The organism is Noviherbaspirillum aerium (assembly GCF_008929045.1).
Taxonomy (GTDB): domain Bacteria; phylum Pseudomonadota; class Gammaproteobacteria; order Burkholderiales; family Burkholderiaceae_D; genus Noviherbaspirillum; species Noviherbaspirillum aerium.
In genome coordinates this window covers 83,007-101,987 of the sequence record NZ_VFAH01000016.1, presented here as the reverse complement: position 1 = coordinate 101,987, position 18,981 = coordinate 83,007, and the positions used below count along the sequence as shown (strand labels likewise).

General features: G+C 62.1%; 16 protein-coding genes. 6 read left to right on the top strand and 10 right to left on the bottom strand.

Annotated features, from left to right (window positions below; all coding sequences use genetic code 11):
* Positions 1–291: 291 nt before the first annotated feature.
* The 5 genes from FH061_RS20650 to FH061_RS20630 form a co-directional block, all read right to left on the bottom strand.
* On the bottom strand, positions 292–684 hold the full coding sequence (locus tag FH061_RS20650) for a hypothetical protein (RefSeq protein ID WP_151637722.1): 393 nt from the start codon (positions 682–684) through the stop codon (positions 292–294).
* 162 nt (positions 685–846) lie between these two features.
* Positions 847–1,806: a GlxA family transcriptional regulator gene (locus FH061_RS20645; protein ID WP_151637721.1), complete on the bottom strand. Its 960-nt coding sequence runs from the start codon at positions 1,804–1,806 to the stop codon at positions 847–849.
* Positions 1,807–2,047: 241 nt separating this feature from the next.
* Complete coding sequence (locus FH061_RS20640; RefSeq protein WP_151637720.1) at positions 2,048–3,196, bottom strand: hypothetical protein; 1,149 nt, start codon at positions 3,194–3,196, stop codon at positions 2,048–2,050.
* A 605-nt stretch (positions 3,197–3,801) separates the two neighbouring features.
* On the bottom strand, positions 3,802–4,950 hold the full coding sequence (locus FH061_RS20635; protein ID WP_225984767.1) for an ABC transporter substrate-binding protein: 1,149 nt from the start codon (positions 4,948–4,950) through the stop codon (positions 3,802–3,804).
* 403 nt (positions 4,951–5,353) lie between these two features.
* The gene (locus FH061_RS20630) at positions 5,354–6,685 is read right to left on the bottom strand and encodes a hemolysin family protein (RefSeq protein WP_151637719.1); all 1,332 of its coding nucleotides are present in this window, start codon (positions 6,683–6,685) and stop codon (positions 5,354–5,356) included.
* Positions 6,686–6,996: 311 nt separating this feature from the next.
* On the opposite strand from FH061_RS20630, the gene FH061_RS20625 reads away from it, so the two are divergent.
* Positions 6,997–7,758: an SDR family oxidoreductase gene (locus FH061_RS20625; RefSeq protein ID WP_151637718.1), complete on the top strand. Its 762-nt coding sequence runs from the start codon at positions 6,997–6,999 to the stop codon at positions 7,756–7,758.
* 64 nt (positions 7,759–7,822) lie between these two features.
* Here FH061_RS20625 and FH061_RS20620 read toward each other — a convergent pair whose 3' ends face one another.
* Positions 7,823–8,437 (bottom strand): TetR/AcrR family transcriptional regulator, encoded by a 615-nt coding sequence (locus FH061_RS20620; protein ID WP_151637717.1) that lies wholly within the window; start codon positions 8,435–8,437, stop codon positions 7,823–7,825.
* A 79-nt stretch (positions 8,438–8,516) separates the two neighbouring features.
* Between FH061_RS20620 and FH061_RS20615 the strand changes: the two genes are divergently transcribed.
* Genes FH061_RS20615 through FH061_RS20605 form a run of 3 tightly spaced genes read left to right on the top strand, consistent with a single transcriptional unit; the run spans position 8,517 to position 11,784 of the window.
* Positions 8,517–10,010 (top strand): flavin-containing monooxygenase, encoded by a 1,494-nt coding sequence (locus FH061_RS20615; RefSeq protein WP_151637716.1) that lies wholly within the window; start codon positions 8,517–8,519, stop codon positions 10,008–10,010.
* Positions 10,007–10,816 carry an SDR family NAD(P)-dependent oxidoreductase gene (locus tag FH061_RS20610; protein ID WP_151637715.1) on the top strand — a complete coding sequence of 270 codons (810 nt, stop codon included), beginning with the start codon at positions 10,007–10,009 and terminating at the stop codon, positions 10,814–10,816. The genes FH061_RS20615 and FH061_RS20610 overlap by 4 nt, the downstream gene beginning before the upstream one ends.
* A complete protein-coding gene (locus tag FH061_RS20605; protein ID WP_151637714.1) occupies positions 10,813–11,784 on the top strand; it encodes an alpha/beta fold hydrolase in 972 nt (323 codons plus the stop codon). The genes FH061_RS20610 and FH061_RS20605 overlap by 4 nt, the downstream gene beginning before the upstream one ends.
* A 150-nt stretch (positions 11,785–11,934) precedes the next feature.
* Here the strand turns inward: FH061_RS20605 and FH061_RS20600 are convergent, their stop codons facing one another.
* From FH061_RS20600 to tagH, 4 genes are all read right to left on the bottom strand, one after another.
* Positions 11,935–13,038 carry a hypothetical protein gene (locus FH061_RS20600; protein ID WP_151637713.1) on the bottom strand — a complete coding sequence of 368 codons (1,104 nt, stop codon included), beginning with the start codon at positions 13,036–13,038 and terminating at the stop codon, positions 11,935–11,937.
* Between the two features lie 463 nt (positions 13,039–13,501).
* The gene (locus tag FH061_RS20595) at positions 13,502–14,110 is read right to left on the bottom strand and encodes a DUF1294 domain-containing protein (RefSeq protein ID WP_151637712.1); all 609 of its coding nucleotides are present in this window, start codon (positions 14,108–14,110) and stop codon (positions 13,502–13,504) included.
* Between the two features lie 264 nt (positions 14,111–14,374).
* A complete protein-coding gene (locus FH061_RS20590) occupies positions 14,375–15,151 on the bottom strand; it encodes a PP2C family protein-serine/threonine phosphatase (RefSeq protein WP_151637711.1) in 777 nt (258 codons plus the stop codon).
* A 5-nt stretch (positions 15,152–15,156) separates the two neighbouring features.
* Positions 15,157–16,710, bottom strand: coding sequence for a type VI secretion system-associated FHA domain protein TagH (gene tagH, locus FH061_RS20585; protein ID WP_151637710.1), 1,554 nt, complete (start codon positions 16,708–16,710; stop codon positions 15,157–15,159).
* A 580-nt stretch (positions 16,711–17,290) separates the two neighbouring features.
* Between tagH and FH061_RS20580 the strand changes: the two genes are divergently transcribed.
* Together FH061_RS20580 and FH061_RS20575 are read left to right on the top strand one after the other, a co-directional pair.
* Complete coding sequence (locus FH061_RS20580; protein ID WP_151637745.1) at positions 17,291–18,229, top strand: diacylglycerol/lipid kinase family protein; 939 nt, start codon at positions 17,291–17,293, stop codon at positions 18,227–18,229.
* Between the two features lie 31 nt (positions 18,230–18,260).
* The gene (locus FH061_RS20575) at positions 18,261–18,971 is read left to right on the top strand and encodes a phosphatase PAP2 family protein (protein WP_151637709.1); all 711 of its coding nucleotides are present in this window, start codon (positions 18,261–18,263) and stop codon (positions 18,969–18,971) included.
* Positions 18,972–18,981 lie beyond the last annotated feature (10 nt).

Here is an 18,981-nt window from a genome sequence, read left to right as displayed (position 1 = left end):
GCGGCCTGTCAGCTCTATATTTAATCGGTGTTCAATGACGGTGAAGCTTTAACGCAGGTATTTCACCGAATTCTTTTCCATCCTACATAAGATGCATTTCAAATGCAACTTATATGCTTTGAATAAACAAGACGCATTGTCCGCACGTGTCTGCATGTGTCTGCATGTGCGCCTCGAGCGGAATGCATGTTGTGTTTTGCAGTGCAGTGCAGTGCAGAGCCCAAGCGTCTGAAATCGATTTTCAGTTCAAGAGACAAAGGGGCGGGGCAGGGATGCGACTGGCAGCGTCCGTCAGACGAAATACCAGGCAAGAGTGCAGGCCAGGAGCGCCGTCGTCATGCCTGTTGCGCCGAACACGATCTTGGCTTTGCGCCTGCGTGCATTGTCCTCTTCGATGCGCCGCGACTCTGCAGCGGCCCGGCGGGCGGCCAATTCGGCCTGCTTGCGGTCCCAGAGCTGGCGCTTGTCGTCAACGCCTCTCTGGGGCTTGCGGCGTGCCTGTGGGTGCTGCGTTGACGTTTCCTTTTGCTGGGATCTTGTTCCTTGCTGGTCTCCCGCCTGTCCGGAACCTGCCCGCGCTGTTTTCTGTTCGGTCTTGCGAGGCGCCTGCCCCATTCGATCCGCCTGCCCGTTTCCCTGCTGACGGCGGTTTTTTCCACCGCTGGACTTCTTCTGTTTTTTCATAAAGCGAATTTCCGGATCGGCCGCACGCATGGCCGGTTTTGAAAGAAACGCTTATGACCGCCGATGCGACCGGACAGTTCCTCCTGGCAAGGCGATTTTGCTCCCGCCGCGATGAGCAAATGCGCAACTCCGCAACGCCGCTGCTCCGGGCATGCCGGAAGCTCAATTCAGATAAACGTTGTCCTGCTTGGCGCGGGCCTGGTGGACAAAGGACTTGGGCGGCTGGCCGAGAGTCCTGATGAAGGCGCGCCGCATGCGTTCTTCATCGCCGAATCCGGTGATGGCGGCGATTTTCGCGATCGAGGAATGCCCGTCCTCGATCATCGCCCGCGCCGTTTCGAGGCGCAGCTTTTCAATCGCCTTGGCCGGGGCCATGCCGGTCTGTGCCTGGAACATGCGGCTGAAATGCCGTGGACTCCAGTGCACATGCTCGGCAAGCTGCTCCACGCTCAGGCTTTCATGCAGATGCTCTCTCGCAAATCTCAGCGCCTCGCGGACGCGATCGGAATTCGGCTCCAGTTCCGACAATGCGGAAAACTGCGACTGCCCGCCGGAGCGGCGATGATAAATCACCAGCTTGCGTGCCACCGCCTTCGCGAGTTCAATGCCCAGATCGGCTTCCACCAGGGCGACAGCGAGGTCCAGGCAGGCCGTCATGCCGGCGGAAGTCCATACCGGCCCATCCTTGATGAAGATCTTGTCTTCGTCGACCTTGATCCTGGGATAACGCGATTGCAGTTCCCTTGCCAGAGCCCAATGGGTGGTGGCGCGGCGCTCGTCGAGCAGGCCGGCTTCGGCAAGGATGAAGGCGCCGGTGCAGGTGCTGGCGATGCGGCGCGTCGCCGGCGACGCTTTGCGAAGCGACTCGATCAGGGCCGGCTCGGGATCTTCGAGGATGGTGGCGCCGGCAATGACCAGGGTGTCGCACTGCCCCTCGCACATCGCCCGGGTCGCCACGTCGATGCCCGACGAACTCCTTACCATGCCGCCCGAATGCGATATCACGGCAACTTCATAATGCGCGGGCTGATGGATCAGGTTTGCCGCTTCGAAAACGGTCAGCACCGCCAGGTCAAGCACCTGAAATCCGGGAAAGACGACGAGTCCGATACGTGCGGTCATGATGTCCTGAATCGAGGGTTTTGCTGCAGGTACTGTACCACACGCACGTTCCCGGCTCGTGCGTTACGATGGGCGCGGCTGGCGGGATCGCGTAGTCATGATGCTCGATGAAATGATCTTTAATGCAAGGCTTTGGGTTGTGCCTGCCAAGCGGCGGTGCGGTCCGTGCCGCCACTGGCCGGCAGCGCCCGCAAAAAAGCCGCCCCTGGGGCGGCTTTCGGGATAGGACTCCCGCACGCAATCAGTTGCGGATGATCCACTGCCTGGTCGGCATGGCAATGATCTCGCGCGCCCCGGGCTGCCCCGGCGCGACGCTGAATGCGCTGATGCGCAGATCGATCGGTCCGTTCGGCAGGTTGCGGGTATCGAAGTTGTAATAGCCAATGGCGTATTGCGGCGACCATACCGAGAAGGTGCCGAGGATCGGGGTATAGCCCTGCGCCGGCAGCAATTCGATATTGCGCAGCCCGGCGCCGCGAACCTCGAGGACGACAATGCCAGAGAGGGTCGATCCATGCAGCGGCGCCACAGTCACGGAGCCGTGGAAATCCGCGCCGACGCCGTTGCGGAAGTCCCAGCGCCGCGGCGAAATCGCCACCACTTCCTGCGCGCCGGCCTGTCCCTGCGTCACGTTGAAGACGCTTACCCGGATATCCCGCACGCCGTCAGGGATGGTGCGGGTGTCCAGGTCGAGCCATGCATAGGTACGATCGGCCGACACATTGAACTGGCCGAGACGCGGCGTATAGCCGACGCCGGGCAGCAACTCGGCATTGGCAATGCCGGTACCGCGCAATTCAAGCCGTATCGTGCCGGCCACGACGGCGCCATCGCCCGGCGCCGAGGCTGCCGTCACCGACAATGCCTGCACTGGCGGATTCGTGTTGCTGACCATCCAGGTGCGCGGCGACATCGCGGTCAGTTCGACGGCATCGGGCTGACCTGCCGGCTTATTGAACGCGGCGGCGCGCACGGCAATCGGGCCGTTGGGGAGCTTGGTCGTGTCAAGGTCCAGCCAGGCATGGGTCTTGTCATTGGACAATTGGAACACGCCGTAACGCGGGACATAGCCGGAGGCCGGGACGAGCTCGACATTTTCCAGCGCAAGGCCAGATACCTGGAGCCGGACCATGCCGGAAATGGTTGCGCCATCAGCCGGGAAGCCGACGTTGGCATAGGTACCGCTATGCACATTGAAGGGTGCATAGGGATTATTCGAGCAACGTGGATCGTAGGAACAGGAATTGGTGCCCCGGCCGTCCGACGTCCAAACGGTCGGCGCGAGTTTTGTGCCCGAACCTGCCATGTCCATGTCCGCGCCACCGCCGCATGCCGCGAGCATGGCCGCGAGGGCACAGGCGCCGAGCGTCTTCAAAGCTTGAAACTTCATTTTCTTCTGCTCCAATGGCGCCCAACCAAAACGTCATCCGGGATGCCGCGCAGTAGAGGGTTTTCGCGAGGCATGGTCGGGCAAGTGAACGCGCATCATCCCGTCACGTTTCGACCGGCCGCTATTCGGGACGGTTGCGCCGGCCTCATTGGGACTGCTGATCAAGATCAAGAACGAAATGTCTTGTGCTCGGCTCGGCATCGCGCTTCAGCATGACCGTTGCGCGCAATCTCATTGCGATTGCATCGCTCTCATCGGCAAGGTGACCGGGCCGCATGCTTTCCGGAGATGACGGCGGCCAGCATGAAACACCTGCGCTGATCGGCTGGTCATCCTTTTTTCAGGCGGGCAGACGGTGACGACTGGGAAATACGCGGCGATTCGGCGTTGCTGCCGATGGCTCGGTCGGGCGGTTGGAATTCACTGCGACAGGCTTGTCAGGCAGCTATGCGAACGCTGCCGGTGCGCGCCATGGGCACGGTAACGTCGCGAGCCTTTCCGACGTTGAAACTTGGGGATGCCGCCGGCAAGAATGATCGTGCCGGTGGCGTGAGCTGGAAGTGTGTTGATCAAATGATGGACGAGTATCATCTGATACCGCGCCTTCAACGAATGAAGCGTCCGTCCTTCCCGATCATGGTCAGCTCGACGAATTCGCTGCCGGTATGGTCGTTCGGACCATAGGTCACCATCAGGCCGCCCAGGTCCACCCGCTGCATGGTTTCCAGCGCGCGTACGAACCCCTCCCGCGTCAAACGCGGGCCGGCACGCTTGAGTCCTTCCACCAGCACCTTGGCGTTGACATATCCTTCCATCGCCGCATAGGAAATGGTCGCGCCGGCCGCCTTCGCAGCGACATTGAATTCCTGTCCGAGCGGCGTGGAGATCAGGTGCGGAGCCGGCGTGACCTGCGATACGATGACTCCGGTTCCCGCCGCGCCCAGCTCCTTGACGAACGCCTGGGAGGAATTGTTCGACAGCGTCATGATCTGCGTCTGGCTGCCGGCCGCGCGGATAGCCTTGATGACATCGATTGTGTTCTTGGCGGAACTGACGACGATCAGCGCGGCCGGATTGGCCTTGACGACCTCGGCCGCGGCGGCCTTGTTGTCGGGACTGACGCGCGCAAACTTGATGACAGCGGCAGGCGCAAGCTTGCGCGCTTCCATTGCCTTCATGAAGCCCTCCAGCCCATCCTGGCCAAAGGCATCGTCGACATGCAGAATGCCGATCGCCCGTATCCCGACGGTCGTGAAGTGCTCGACCGCACGCACCACCTCATCCTGATATTTGGCGCGAATATTGAACAGCATGCGATGCACCGGCTGGTGGAATGCCGCCGCGCCCGTGCTGGGCGCGATCAGCGGAATATTGTTGCCCTCGAGCAGAGGCAGGATGCCCTGGGTATGCGGCGTGCCGCGCCCCTGGAACAAGGCGAAGACGCGTTCCTTCCTGATCAGCGTCTCCGCATTGGCACGGGTGAGCGCCGGATCGAACTTGTCGTCGAGGACGCGCATTTCGATCTTGCGCCCGTGAATGCCGCCCTGCTTGTTGACCTGCCTGAAATAGGCTTCCGCGCCTTCGTTCATTTCCTTGACCGGTCCCGCGACCGTGCCGGTTATCCCCACCGTCTGTCCGATCAGGATGGCGGTGTCGGTAACGCCATCTTCCGCCGCCGCGGGAAGCACGCATACGCCAGACAGCGCCGCAAGCAGGGTGAGGCGCAGACTTGCGCGTCGCATTGGGTTCATCATGTCATCCTCCGACTTCATTCCGGGTATGAGCGCTTGTCAACCTGTCGTCTCCAGGGTTGCGCCAGCATGGGCATGCCGCGTCTCTGCGACATGTGTTCCGTGTTATCGAGCTTATCGGTGTCATTGTGCTGGAGGCTGCGGACCGATGTAGTTGCCCTGAGGCAAATAAAAGAGTATTTGTTGCTTTTGCGTAACAAATCGAGGGAAGGCACCCGCAGTGGCGCATCAAGATCTTTCATTCCGAGGGATGCGGGATGAATCTTTGTCAACCTCCGACCCGCAATGCGCAAGCTTGTCTTGAAAGCCTGATCAAGCAAAAAGCCCGCACGGCATACTCCGGTGCGGGCTTTTTCGGTCTACAGTCTACAGCGAGGACTTCCGGCGAGCGCCGGCTCCCTGCTGGTTATCGCGGCGTCTCGGGAGGCTCGGCCTCGGTATTGGGAATGCGTGAGACGAGCAGTCGATCGATACGCTGGCGATCCATGTCCATCACTTCAAAGCGAAACTCGTCCCATTCGAAATGTTCCGATGCCTCCGGAATATGTCCCAGCTGCGTGAGGACGAAGCCCGCGAGCGTGTGATACATGCCGTTCGCCTCTTCCGGGAAACGGACGTCGGTTTCCAGGATGTCGCGGAAGCGGTCAAGCGATACGCCGCCGTCGACCAGCCACGAACCATCTTCCCGCTGCACGGCATCGGATTCATGGCCGCCATCGTCGATCACCGCGACGTCGCCGACGAGCGCTCCCATCACGTCGCTCATTGTCACCATGCCGCCGAGTTCGCCGTACTCGTCAACGATGAGGGCAACTTCCGTACGATGCTTCTTGAGCGTTTCCAGCAAATCCATTGCGCTTAGCGATTCAGGCACATAGAGAGGCGACTTTACCGCCTCTTGGAAATCGATCTGGGAAACGGAGTTTCTGCGGATGGCCTGTTCGAACAAGTCGCCGGCGTGGATGATGCCGAGCACTTCCGAACGGTTGCCGCGGCAAACCGGGAAGCGGCTGAAAGGGCTCTCCGCAATCTTTGCCAGGATCTGTTCGACAGGATCGTTCAGGTCAATGAACTCCAGGTCCGTGCGTGGCGTCATCACGGCGCCCAGGCGCAGGTCATCAAGGCGCAGCGCCCGCGTGACAATGTCATGCTCGGTCTTTTCGAAGACCCCCGCGTGCGTTCCTTCCTTGATCAGGCCGGTGATTTCTTCTTCCGTCATGGTCGCCTCCTGGTGCTTGTGCAGACCAAGCAAGCGCATGAGGGCTTCGGTCGCCACCGAAAGAATCTTCACGAAAGGCGAAACGATGCGGGAAAGCCATTGCATGGGCGTCGCAATCATGGTTGCGACGGTTTCCGGATACTGCATCGCGATCCGCTTGGGCACCAGTTCGCCCAGCACGATCGAGGCAAAGGTAATTCCCACCACGACGATTGCCAAAGCGACTTCCCGTGCATACTCGGCAAACAGTGCAAGGCTTTCGATCTGGGGTGTCAGCCGGGCGACAAGTGAAGCTTCGCCAAAGGCGCCGTTGAAGATGCCGATCAGCGTGATGCCGACTTGTACTGTTGAAAGGAAGCTGCTCGGGTTATCGGCAAGATGCAGTGCCGCTCTTGCTCCACGGCTGCCGTTTTCAGAAAGCTTTTCCAGGCGGATGCGCTTGGAGGAGACGACAGCTAGTTCAGACATGGCAAAAACGCCATTGAGAAGAATAAGTCCAAGGATAATCAATATATCCACTGAGGTAGGACTGCACGGTTATCCCGTTGGTCCCGGCTGTTAAGGAACCGCTATTGTACAGGCGCCAATAACAATGGGCAGGTCATCTGCCGTACCGAAAGCCAAGGCATGTCGTGCCAGCGGCCGGTTTCCGTGAAATTCAGTCCTCAAGCTTCTGTTCGCGGCCAGCTAAACCTGTTTGGCCGAAAAAGAGGGTTTCCTGTCATACAGGACAATCCAGGTCGGCGCACAATGCATCTCCGTCACCACCGCGTTTCAAGCAGCAGGCAGCCTGATCGCTTAACTCACCGCGTACTTAAAGGAGATTCCTCATGCGCATGACAGACAACACCATTTTCATCACGGGCGGCACTTCCGGCATCGGCAGGGCACTGGCTGAAGCTTTCCACAAGCTGGGCAATACGGTCATCATCGGCGGCCGCCGCAAGGCGCTGCTCGACGAAGTCACCGCCGGCAGGCCGGGCATGCATGGCGTGGAACTGGACATTACCGACCCCTTGCATGTCGACAATGTGGCCAGGCAGCTTGTCAGGGACTTTCCCCGATTGAACGTGCTCATCAATAACGCCGGCATCATGCCCTTCGATGATGCCGCCGGCCGGATCGATGAAGGCGTGATGCACGCCACGATCGCAACCAACCTGCTCGGGCCCATCCGCATGACGTCTGCGCTGATCGAACACCTGAAGGCGCAGCCCGATGCGGTGATCATCAACAATACCTCGGTGCTGGCGTTCGTGCCGCTGGCGTCGACCGCAGTCTATTCCGCCACCAAGGCGGCGCTGCATTCCTATTCGCTGTCGCAGCGTTTCATGCTGCGCGATACCAGCGTGCGCGTGCGCGAAATCGCCCCGCCGTGGGTGAACACCGACCTGATCTACAAGAGCGGCGACCCGCGCGCCATGCCGCTGGATGCCTTCATCGCGGAAACCATGGCCGGGCTGGCTACGGATGCGGATGAAGTGGTGGTGGAAAGCATCAAGCCCATGCGCGACAACCCGGGCGCGGGCGAACATGCGCTGGTGCACGGCTTCAATCAGGCGCTGGTGGAAAATCCCATTCCCGTCGGCTGACGAGTGATGCGGCGGCGGAGCAGGGCTATCGCCGCCACCGCCGCCGCCACCACAGGGCAAGGCATCACGGCACGTTCAGCCATCGGCTCCCAAGCTGCAGCGAAACCTCGATCAGCTCATCGATCGAGGGGCTATAGCCTTGCTGTATCCATTGCAGCGCTATCAGGCTGATGCCGCCCACCACGCCCAGCGCAAACAGATCGTGCACCGTTTCGCCATCGGTCGAAAAGATATTGCCGACCATGCGCGCGATGCCGCGCAGGGTTTCGGTATAGGCGTCGGCCGCCGCCTGGCTGACGCCGCGAATTTCCACCAGGATCAGCCGGGCCGAGGCAGGGTTGCGCTTGAGGGCGGAAAAGTAGGCATGCAGCATCGCATGCGCCCGCTTGACCCGATCCTGGCCCGCCGCCCGCGCCGCCTGCGTCATCTCTCCCACCAGTTCCTCGATGGCTGCGGTGTACGCCGCCAGAAGCAGTTCCTCGCTGTTGCCGAAGGATTCATAGAAATAACGCTCTGTCAGGCCGGCTTCCGCACACACGGCTTTCACCGGCGACTGCCGATAGCCTTGCCTTCCATAAATCTCCATTGCCGCCGCGATAAGGCGCCGCCGCCGTTCCGTGCGGCGTTCTTCCTGCGACAGCCCGCGGTAAGGGCGTGATGAAGTCAGTTTCAAAGTCATGCCGCTATTTTGACATGAGCGATTGTCAAATCAAAACTGACAATGTAGAGTGTCAGAATTGACCGGGAGGCCCGATTCCATGCCGCATACTGTTTCCGCTACCGAACACGATATTCTCGACGTACTGATCATCGGCGCCGGCCTTTCCGGTATCGGGGCCGCCTGGCAGTTGCGCAAGCAGTGCCCCGGCAAGCGCTTTGCCATCCTGGAAGCGCGGGATGCCATCGGCGGCACCTGGGACCTGTTCCGCTACCCCGGCATCCGCTCCGACTCGGACATGTACACCCTGGGCTACCGCTTCAGGCCATGGACCAATCCGAAGGCGATTGCCGACGGCCCCTCGATCCGCGCCTACATCAGGGAAACCGCGGAAGAGGGCGGCATCACCCCGCATATCCGTTTCCGACAAAAGGCGGTCAGCGCCGCCTGGTCAAGCAGCGAGGCCTGCTGGAGCGTCGTCGTCGACAAGGCGGATTCCGGCGAACGCGGCATCGTTAAGGCGCGCTTTCTTTACAGCTGCAGCGGCTATTACAGCTACGACGAAGCCTACCGGCCGCTATTCGACGGCGAAGCCGACTTCGGCGGAACCCTGGTGGTGCCGCAGTTCTGGCCGGAAGGGCTGGACTATGCCGGCAAGCGCGTCGTCGTCATCGGCAGCGGCGCCACCGCCGTCACCGTCGTGCCTTCCATGGCGGAAAAAGCGGCCCACGTGACCATGCTGCAGCGTTCGCCTTCCTATGTCGTGACCCGTCCCGCCGAAGACCGGATCGCCCACGGCCTGCGCCGCATCCTGCCAGAGCAGGCCGCCTATGCGCTCACGCGCTGGAAAAACGTCTTCGTCGGCATGTTCTTCTACAAGCTCGCGCGCAGCCGCCCGGAACCGGTCAAGCAGCACATCGTGAGGATGGCGGCGCGGCAGCTGGGCCGGGATGCCGATGTAGATGCCGCCACCCATTTCACGCCGAACTACAAGCCATGGGACCAGCGCGTGTGCGCGGTGCCGGACGGCGACCTGTTCCGCGCCATCCGCAAGGGCCAGGCATCGGTGGTGACCGATACCATAGACCGCTTCACCGCCGGCGGCATCCGCCTCGCTTCGGGCAAGGAACTGCCGGCCGACATCGTGGTGGTCGCGACCGGATTGAAACTCAATGTGATGGGCGGCATGACGCTCACGGTCGACGGCCGTCCGGTGGAACCCAATGCGCACATGGCCTACAAGGGCATGATGCTCAGCGACGTGCCCAACCTGGCGATGGCCTTCGGCTACACCAATGCTTCCTGGACGCTGAAGGCGGACCTGACGGCCGAGTATGTCTGCCGGCTGCTGCGCTACATGGACCGCCACGGCAAGCCGATCGCGGTGCCGAGGCGCGAGCCGGGGGTGGAGCCCGTGCCGTTCCTCAGTTTCACCTCGGGCTATGTGCAGCGCGCGCAGCATCTGCTGCCGCAGCAGGGCGCACGCGCGCCATGGCAGGTGTACCAGAATTATCTGAAGGACTTGCTCACCATACGCTTCGGCCGCATTGCCGACGGCGTGATGCGCTTCGGCGCCAAGGGAGCGCTGCCATGATCCTGGCGAGCCGGGTGGCTGTCGTCACGGGAGCTGGCAGCGGCATCGGGCGTGCGATCGCCGTAGCCCTCGCACGGCGCGGCTGCCATCTTGCGCTGGCCGACATCAACGAGGCAGGGCTTGAGCAGACGGCCGTCATGGCAAGGGCGCTGCACGTGCGGGTCAGCTGCCACCGCCTGGATGTGGCCGACAGGGCGATGGTGCAGGCCTTGCCGGCACAGGTGAACGCAAGCCATGGCCGCATCGACCTGCTGATCAACAATGCCGGCGTGGCGCTCGGCGGCAGTTTCGAACAGGTCAGCGAAGCCGACTTCGACTGGCTGATGGACATCAATTTCCATGGCGTGGTGCGGATGACGCGCGCCTTCCTGCCTTACCTGCGTGCCGGCGACGATGCGCGCCTGGTCAACGTTTCCAGTCTTTACGGACTGGTTTCCCCCGCGGGCCAGGCCGCCTATTCCGCCAGCAAGTTCGCGGTGCGCGGCTTTTCCAACGCCCTGCGCCATGAATTGCAGGGCTCGAACGTGAGCGTGACGGTGGTGCATCCCGGAGGCATCGCGACATCGATCGCGAGGAATGCCCGCGCACCCGCCGGCATTCCCGAGGAAGAGGTCCTGCGCCGCAAGGCGCTCAGCGAAAAGCTGCTGCGCATGCCGGCCGAGAGGGCGGGAGAAATCATCGTGCGCGGCATCGAGCGGCGCAAGGCAAGAATTCTGGTCGGCATGGATGCGAAGATCGTGTCCATCATCGAGCGTATCGCTCCCGTGCGGTACTGGTCACTGCTCAAGAAGGGAGTACAACAATGATGGCAATACGAATCGCGGTGGCGGCGATGCTTTTTCTCCTGGTTGCCGGCGCGATGCTGGCCATGTTCGCCTGGTGGACGTCGCGCGGTATCAGGGCGGCGCTGCCGCCGCAGGGGCGGTTCATCATTGCCGGCGACGTGCGTTTCCATGTCCACGAGGAAGGCGAGGGACCCACGCTGCTGCTGATCCACGGTCTGGCCGGGCAGATGCGGCATTACACCTATGGCGTGAGCAGGCGCCTGTCGTCGCAATTCCGCGTGGTGAGCATCGACCGCCCCGGCTCGGGCTATTCGTCTCGACCCGCGTCCATGTCCGCCGATCTGTCGGCGCAGGCGGCTGCCGTCGCCAGCCTCATCGATGCAATGCAGCTCGGACCGGTGTTCGTGGCCGGCCATTCGCTGGGCGGTGCGCTGGCCCTGACGCTGGCGGTCGAGCATCCGCGCTGCGTATCCGGCCTGGCGCTGATCGCGCCGCTGACCCACCTGCCCGAGGGCGGCGAGGTGCCCCCGGCATTCCGCGCGCTGACCATATCCTCCTCCTGGATCCGTACGCTGTTCGCCTGGACCGTGGCGGTTCCCGCCTCCATTGCCGGAAGCCGCGCCGTGCTCGAACAGGTGTTCGGGCCGGAACCCGTGCCGAAGGATTTCGGCACCCGCGGCGGCGGCCTCATGTCGCTGTTCCCGCACCAGTTCATCGCCGCCTCGCGCGACATGCAGGCGGTGCCCGGGCGGCTGCCCGCCATCGCCGCGCGCTATGAAGAGCTGCGCCTTCCGGTCCGCATCCTGTTCGGCCGCGGCGACCGCATCCTTGACTGGAAAATCAATGGCCAGGCACTGGCGGACAAGGTGGCGGATGCCAGGCTTGAACTGGTGGACGGCGGACATATGCTGCCGGTCACCAGGCCGGAACTCACCGCGGGATTCATCCGGGAGTCGGCGCTGGAGACGCATGCTCGCCAGGCGATGTGAGGACCATCCGGCAATGCTCTGTCGTGGCTAGAGCGCTTTCACCCTGACCGGCCTGCCGGTCGCGGACAGACTGCCGCCGGTTACCCCGGCATCATCAGGCGATCGAGGCTTGCCGGGTGTTCGCGATTGACCTTATCAGACACAACCTGGTCATGGAAGGGTGATCTTTATGCCCCTTGCAGTGAGATGCTCAACCTGATTCCGTATTTCAGGGACAAATCTTTCTGCGCCGGTCACGCCGGAGAAATCGAGTTCTTTCAGCGGAGAATCATTGTTACCTGCCACATCCAGGAGCGGTTCTGCGTCAACCGTTCCCCATGGTCCATCCAGCTGAATCCTTTTCACGGGACTTGCCGGATTTTCCAGCATGGGCGTCAAATTCGCGATACCTGGACTCCAATAATCGTTTGCTTTCTTTCCCAGATTCAGGGTATTCAATTTACAGCCAGGCGCGAGCAAGACTTCACTCAAGCCCTGCAGATCTTCAGTAGATACGCGTTGAAGCGTAAGCTCATTGATGGAAGACGAAGGCAGAAACGAGAAAAATTGAGCGGGGCTTGCACCATGAGAGTGAAGAAGACGAAATATCTTTAGTCCCTTGATATTCTCGTTTTCCGAGAGCGCGGCCGCCAGGTCTGGAGGCGGAAGCACAGATCCCGGCTCGGTTCTCTCAGGGAATGCGACGTGAATTGCCAAGTCCGGATTTGCCTGATGAATCTGTGCGATCTTCTCTTTGACTTTATCCCATTCGTTTGACTTGCTGATATGAAGAATCGCCGTTTTCAGATTGCTGGCCGACGTAGCCGCCAGCTGCTCGATAATGAATGCCAATCTTTCCGAAGACAGGGTAAATGCAACAGAGCGATGCGACAGGTCAATGTACGAGGCACTTTTGAGAAAGTGTTTCATGACATCCTCAAATGCTTTCGGAGTGCGCTTTCGCAGAATGGAATTGAGCGCTACCGCAGTCAAGGATTGTGTGATTTTCGGGTCGGGGTTCCTGCGCAAATCATTCAGCACCAGAGTCATGAATTCGGTATTGACATTCATCAGGGTGAACAGCCGGCTACTCTGATTTCTTAGTATCTCCTTAGACGACAGACTGTTCGATGTGGTCGAGGTCTGCGGAGCTCCCTGCGAACCCTTGTCCGAAGAAGTGATTGCATTCACCGTTTCGTGAATAATCTTCTCTTTTATTTCAAGGGGAAGGTGTGGATAGTTGGTCGGACCCGCTGGAAAGGAAATCGATGGCATGGTGTGCGCCTCATCATAACGTATTAAAGATTGCTACATGTATAACCGCGCGATTGAGTGAAATTGTTCAGACGATAGTTCCATCTTTAAATAATTAATTGCGTGCGGCCTTCGCCAACACGGCGCTGAAGGTGCTGCAGCGATGGCACCGGTACATGACCTTCTTCATGAATGGATCAAATGTGGCAAGCAAGCCTCTGGAATTCAGACGCTCGAGATCGACGCGGTGGTGGTGCGCAGCACGCGCCGGGCAGACGTGCTGATCTCATGGCCGGCCTCAGTGCCGGCCTCAGTGCTGCTCCCGGCACGCTCACCGGGAATGGGAGCAGGAGGAATCGGAATGGCATACGCAGGCAGGGCATACAGGCAAGGCGGAAACAATGCCGGCGTAAATGATGACCAGGAATGACTGCTGCCTTCCTCCCCGATACCCCGAGAATCGGTTGGCCGCGCAATCAGAAATTTAAAGAACCACGTTCACAAGCCCCGCTGCCAGGGCCAGGAATGCTGCGACATTGATAAGCACGGTGCCCCAGAACGTTGCCCTGAAAGCCGCCTTCACCGTTTTATGCCTCAGGAACTGTTGCGCAAGGAGAGCTCCGGGCCAGCCGCCCAGCAGGCCAAGCATGTGCAGCGTGCCTTCGGAGGTTCGCCAGGCGCCTTTTTGAGCTGCGGCCTTGTCCCAGGCGTAGGCAAGGAAGGTGATGATGCTGGCGACAAAGTAGAATGCGAAACTCCAGCGTGGCGGATTGCCGAGGAAATGGGCAAGCAGGACAACGGCAGAGAATACCGGAATGACAAATAGCGTTGCGGTGCCCCACTGGGCGGGAGAATCCCTGCGCGGGACGGACGCTGCCGAGCGCGTCCGAACGAGCTCGACCCTGGTTGCGCGCTTCTTGCCCTCAGGCCCCGATTCCACTTCGAAGGTGACTCGCTGTTCAGCCTGAGGACGTTCTCGGAGCTTGCTGAATGCCTTGATGTGGACGAAAATTTCCTGCCCGCCGCGGGCCGGCTCGATAAAGCCGAAACCTCGCTCGTCGTTCCAGGTCTTGATGATGCCGTCGTAGCGCATGATGGGAATGGGTTGCCTGATGAAGTGCTTGCACGGACGACGGAAGTTCGGTACGCACCGAAACGATCCGCATCCGCGAGCTTTAAATGGTCTGAAGTATGTCGAACCTGGCCGTGATTATACGGGGCCGACTTCAATGGCAGCGCATCGCATCAAAAAATTTCGCCGGCTGCCGGTGTTGCGGGAGGCGGCTTTCAAGCGCGTTGACATGCTCGTCAGCGACGAAGCCCGAGCGGCCCGCGACGCGAGGGCAGGGAGCCGGCATCAACCCGGCGGCGCCGGCATGGTGCGCATGTTGTCCGGCACTTCGCCGCACCACACGCCCAGCGCGGTGTAGTTGTCCGAACCGCGGTGCACCCGCGGCGTGATCAGTTCCTCCAGGTACACCAGCCATTCTTCCGATGACGCCGCGCGACCGAGGCTCTGTTCGAAGGCGATGTCTTCCAGCAGGCCCCAGACGCCGTCGCTGCAGAGCAGGAAGGCATCGCCGTCGTTGAGCTTGCAGGGCGCGCCGAGCACGCTCGGCTGGAAGGCTTCGGCCGAGCCGATGGAGGCCACCAGCACATTGCGCTCGGCATGGGTCTGCGCCTCTTCCTCGGTCAGCAGGCCGCCATCGATCATGGTCTGCACCAGGCTGTGGTCGCGCGTGCGGGCGGCGATCGCCCCGTTGCGGAAATAATAGAGCCGGCTGTCGCCGACATGGCCCCATACCGCCGCCTGCGAGAGCGGATCGAATACCAGCACCACCAGCGTCGAACGCATGTCGCCCACGGCGGGATCGCGCTCCTGCTCGCGCAGCACCGCCTCGTTGGCCAGATGCAGCAGCGTGCCCAGGGCGATGGTGGAAACTTCCGGCGCCCGGCCGAATTCCTCCAGCACGGTCTGTATGCAGATGCGCGAGGCCACATCGCCGCCGCGATGGCCGCCCGCGCCGTCGGCCAGGGCGCAGCAAATGATGCCGTCCTTCTCGATGTAGGCGCAGGCATCCTCGTTGCGTTCGCGTCCGCCTACGCGGGAGAATGCGGAGACTCGACATTCCATGGAATTCACCTTTCGCCGGGATTGTCCGTGTTATCCAAATTGCCGATGTTGCCTGTGGTGCCCGTGGTGCCTGTGGTGCCTATGGTGCCCGTGGTGCCTGTGCCGGCCGTACTGCCCGCAGCGGCGGGCCGGTTCTTCAATGCCGCGGTCCGCTCCTGGTAGGCGCGCACGAAGGCTTCGCTGAACAAGGATTCGAAGTCGTCTTCGGTTTCCCTGGCCAGCGCGTCGTACTGCGCCTCGAACTGTTCCCAGAGCCTGGCCTTGCGGTTCATCGGCAGCAAGCCGCCCAGCAGGGACTTCGGCCCGAGCCGCGTTTCCAGTTGCTGCGGTTCGAAGCGCAGCAGCACGCTGGCCATCGCCGCCCGCATGCCGTCGAGCACGCCGGCCTCGTGGGCAAGCAGATCGCGCATCGCGTCCTCGACTGCCGCCTCGGGCGCCATGAAGCCGCGCGGCGTATCGGCCGCCAGCAGGAAAGCGAGCGCGGCGCTGGCGTCCGGCGAAAACTTGAGCGGATTGTTGCCTTGCGCGGCAATGAACGTGACGGGCGCATGCATTTCCGACTTCATCATGCTGCGCGCCGCCAGCAGATCGATCACGCCCTGGGCCAACAGCCGCAACAGGCTGCCGAGACGTTCCATGGTCTGCTCATCGAGCTCGAAGCGCTTGCCGCTGAGGGGATCGCATGGCGCGTCCCGCAGTCCGGCGCCGGACAGGAGGGCTGCGAGGAAGGGGGATGAGGAGGCGGGCCGGTTTTCGGATGGCTCGGCCGGACTTGCCGGTGCCTGTGCCTGCGACGTGCGCGGGGGAGTTTCCCGATGGCGGCCGGGATTGATCGCGGTGCTGGCCACGCCGTCCGAACTCTCCCAGGAACGGAAGGCGACATCGCCTTCGGCATTCGCGGTTTTGCCGGGTTCAAGCCGAACTGACGGCAAGGGCACCGGCGCGGGTATTTCCGGCGGGTGGTCGAGCATTGCGGTATCGCTGTGCCGCGGCGCGGGCTGCAGCGGAACTGACGGATCGAAGGAGGCGGCGGTATTCGGCGGCGCGGCGGGCGAGCCCGGGCCGGACAGCGCACCGATGCCTTCCCCGGAATGCGCCGGCGGCAGGCGGGATTTTCCGACGGCATCGAAATCATGCGGCATCACTCCATCGTTGCGGCCCGCCGCCGGGCCGCCGTCCTGCGCCAGCAGCAGATTGCGCGCGGTCGGGCCCAGTTCCGGGAAGGGGCCGGTGCGATCGCCGCGCGGCGCCGGCAGTTCCACCCGCAGCACATAGTCGCCGATGTGCAGTTCGTCGCCATCGGCCAGGGGCACCGTATGGCCCCTGCCTATTGCCTCGCCATTGTGAAGGGTGGGGTTGCCGCTGCCCAGGTCGGTCAGCATGAAGGCAGTGCCGGTCCAGCCGATTTCCGCCTGGACGCGCGAGATATGGCGGTCCGCATCAGGCAGCGGCAGCGTGCACTGGCTGCTGCGGCCGATGGTGCCCCCGGCTTCGTTGAATACCGCCTCGGCGGCGATATCCGGCGTGCGTCCCTTGCAGCGCATGACCCGAACCAGCACTTCATCCCCCTATCTGCACGATGAGTGCGCCGGTCGCCTGGTCGGCCATGCGCGCGGCGTTGGGCATGTTGCATTCTCCTTGTGGCCTGGCTCCGACGCTTGAGCTTGGCCACGTCCGCGACAGGGTTGTGTGCCGAAGCACCGCAGGCCGATGCTTCAATGCTTCGCTGCATCAGCGCCCGAGCGCCATGCCCGCCTGTGTCCGAGCTTGAGCATCTCAATAAATGCCTGCTTAGGCCATACGACTGAAGTACAGCGCTGCATGCGCCCGCCGGTGGCTTGTGACGGCCGGTGGCGCCTGGCGATGTCAGGCCTGGTCCGTTGATGGCTATTGACCATGCGCAAGATGATATCGCGCGCTTAAGGCTTAATAGGCACTCGACGCCGCACGCAAGCACGGCCTGGCGCGCACGGGCCAGGCGGATGACGATGAGCGCATCGAATATCGAAGATACGAACGTACCCCCATCACCCCTGCCATGTCCAATACGAAGCACGACCTTCCCTCTGCGCAAGAAGAAACATGTCAGTCAACATCGCAAGGCCGGCGCAGGCTTCCCGCGCCGGGCAGGTGCGCAGCATGGCGCCGTCGGTAAGCGCAATCCGCTGTTACCACATCATCCTCAACGCCCGTTCCGGCAGGAGGGATGCGGACGGCAAGTGCGCGGTCATACGCGAGGTGCTCGAGGCGGCCGGCCGCAAGTATTTTCTGCATGTGGTGCAGGATGCGCGCAAGCTGCGCGATACCGCCGTGAGCGTCGTGCAGGAAGCGCTGCGCGATGGCGGCGCGGTGGTGATCGCCGGCGGCGACGGCAGCATCAATACCGTGGCGCAGGCGGTACTGGGCAGCGGCTGCCCGTTTGGCGTCTTGCCGCAAGGCACATTCAACTATTTCGGCCGCACCCACGGCATACCCGAGGATCTTGAGGAAGCGACGCGGGCCTTGCTGCGCGCCGAGATTTCCCCGGTGCAGGTCGGCACGCTCAACAACCGCATCTTTCTCGTCAACGCCAGCCTCGGCCTCTATCCGAAGCTGCTCGAAGACCGCGAATTCTACAAGCGGCAGCTTGGCCGCAGCCGGCTCGTGGCGCTATGGTCGGCGCTGGTGACCCTGTGGCGCAGCCATCGCATCCTGCGGGTGCGCATCGAAGGCGACAGCGGCAGCGGCAGCCGCGACCTGCTCACGCAAACGGTGTTCGTCGGCAACAACGCCCTGCAGCTGGAACAGGTCGGCATACCGCTCGCCTCCCATCTCGACAAGGGATGTCTCGCGGTGGTGACCCTCAAGCCGGTCGGCCCGGTCGCCATGATCGGCCTGATGCTGCGCGGCGCCTTCGGCAGGCTTGACGACGCCGACAGCGTGGTCAGCTTCGCGGCAAGGGAACTGACGGTCAAACCGAAGTTCGTACTGTCGGCATGGACCAAGGTGGCGACCGACGGCGAAATCTTCTGGTTGCGCGCCCCGCTGCGGTTCAAGGTCGCATCCGAACCGCTGTACCTGCTCAAGCCGCCCGCATGAGCGGAACGAAAGATGGAGGACTGACACGCTGATGGCACTGAAGGCAGAGACATTCCGGAAATTGCTGCGCTATCTGAGCCTGGTGCCGCGCCGCCGCTGGCTCGACACGCTTCTCCTGTTCGTCGGCGTGCTCGGGCCGCTCTACCTGTTCGGCGAACTGGCGGAAGAGGTATTGGAAAAGGAGCCCTTCGCGATTGACCAGCCCATTCTGCTGTTCATGAAGGAAAACGCCACGCCGCTGCTCGACCGCGCCATGGTGTTCATGTCGGAGATAGGCTCCATCCGCGTGCTCGGACCGTGCGCACTGCTGATTGCGGTCGTCTTCATCATCCGCCAGCAATGGGCGCGGCTGGTGTACTGGGTCCTGGGTTTCGGCGGCGCCATCCTCCTCAACATGGGAGCGAAACAGCTCTTCAGCCGCACCCGCCCCGACTTGTGGATATCGATCGCGCCTGAAACCTCGTACAGCTTTCCGAGCGGCCATTCAATGCAATCCATGGCCTTCGTCGCCGCCCTGCTCATGCTGGCCTGGCATAGGCCATCGATGCGGCCATGGATTCTTCCCGGCGCGCTGTTCGTGGCCCTGGTCGGCACTTCGCGCGTGTATCTCGGCGTGCACTTTCCCACCGACGTGCTGGCCGGCTGGACAGCCGCGCTTGCCTGGTGCGTCGGGCTTGCCTTCGTATTGCGGAGGCGGCTGTCGTCGGAACGCGGCATGGGCAGCCTGAAAAGACCGCGCTGACGGCGCGGCC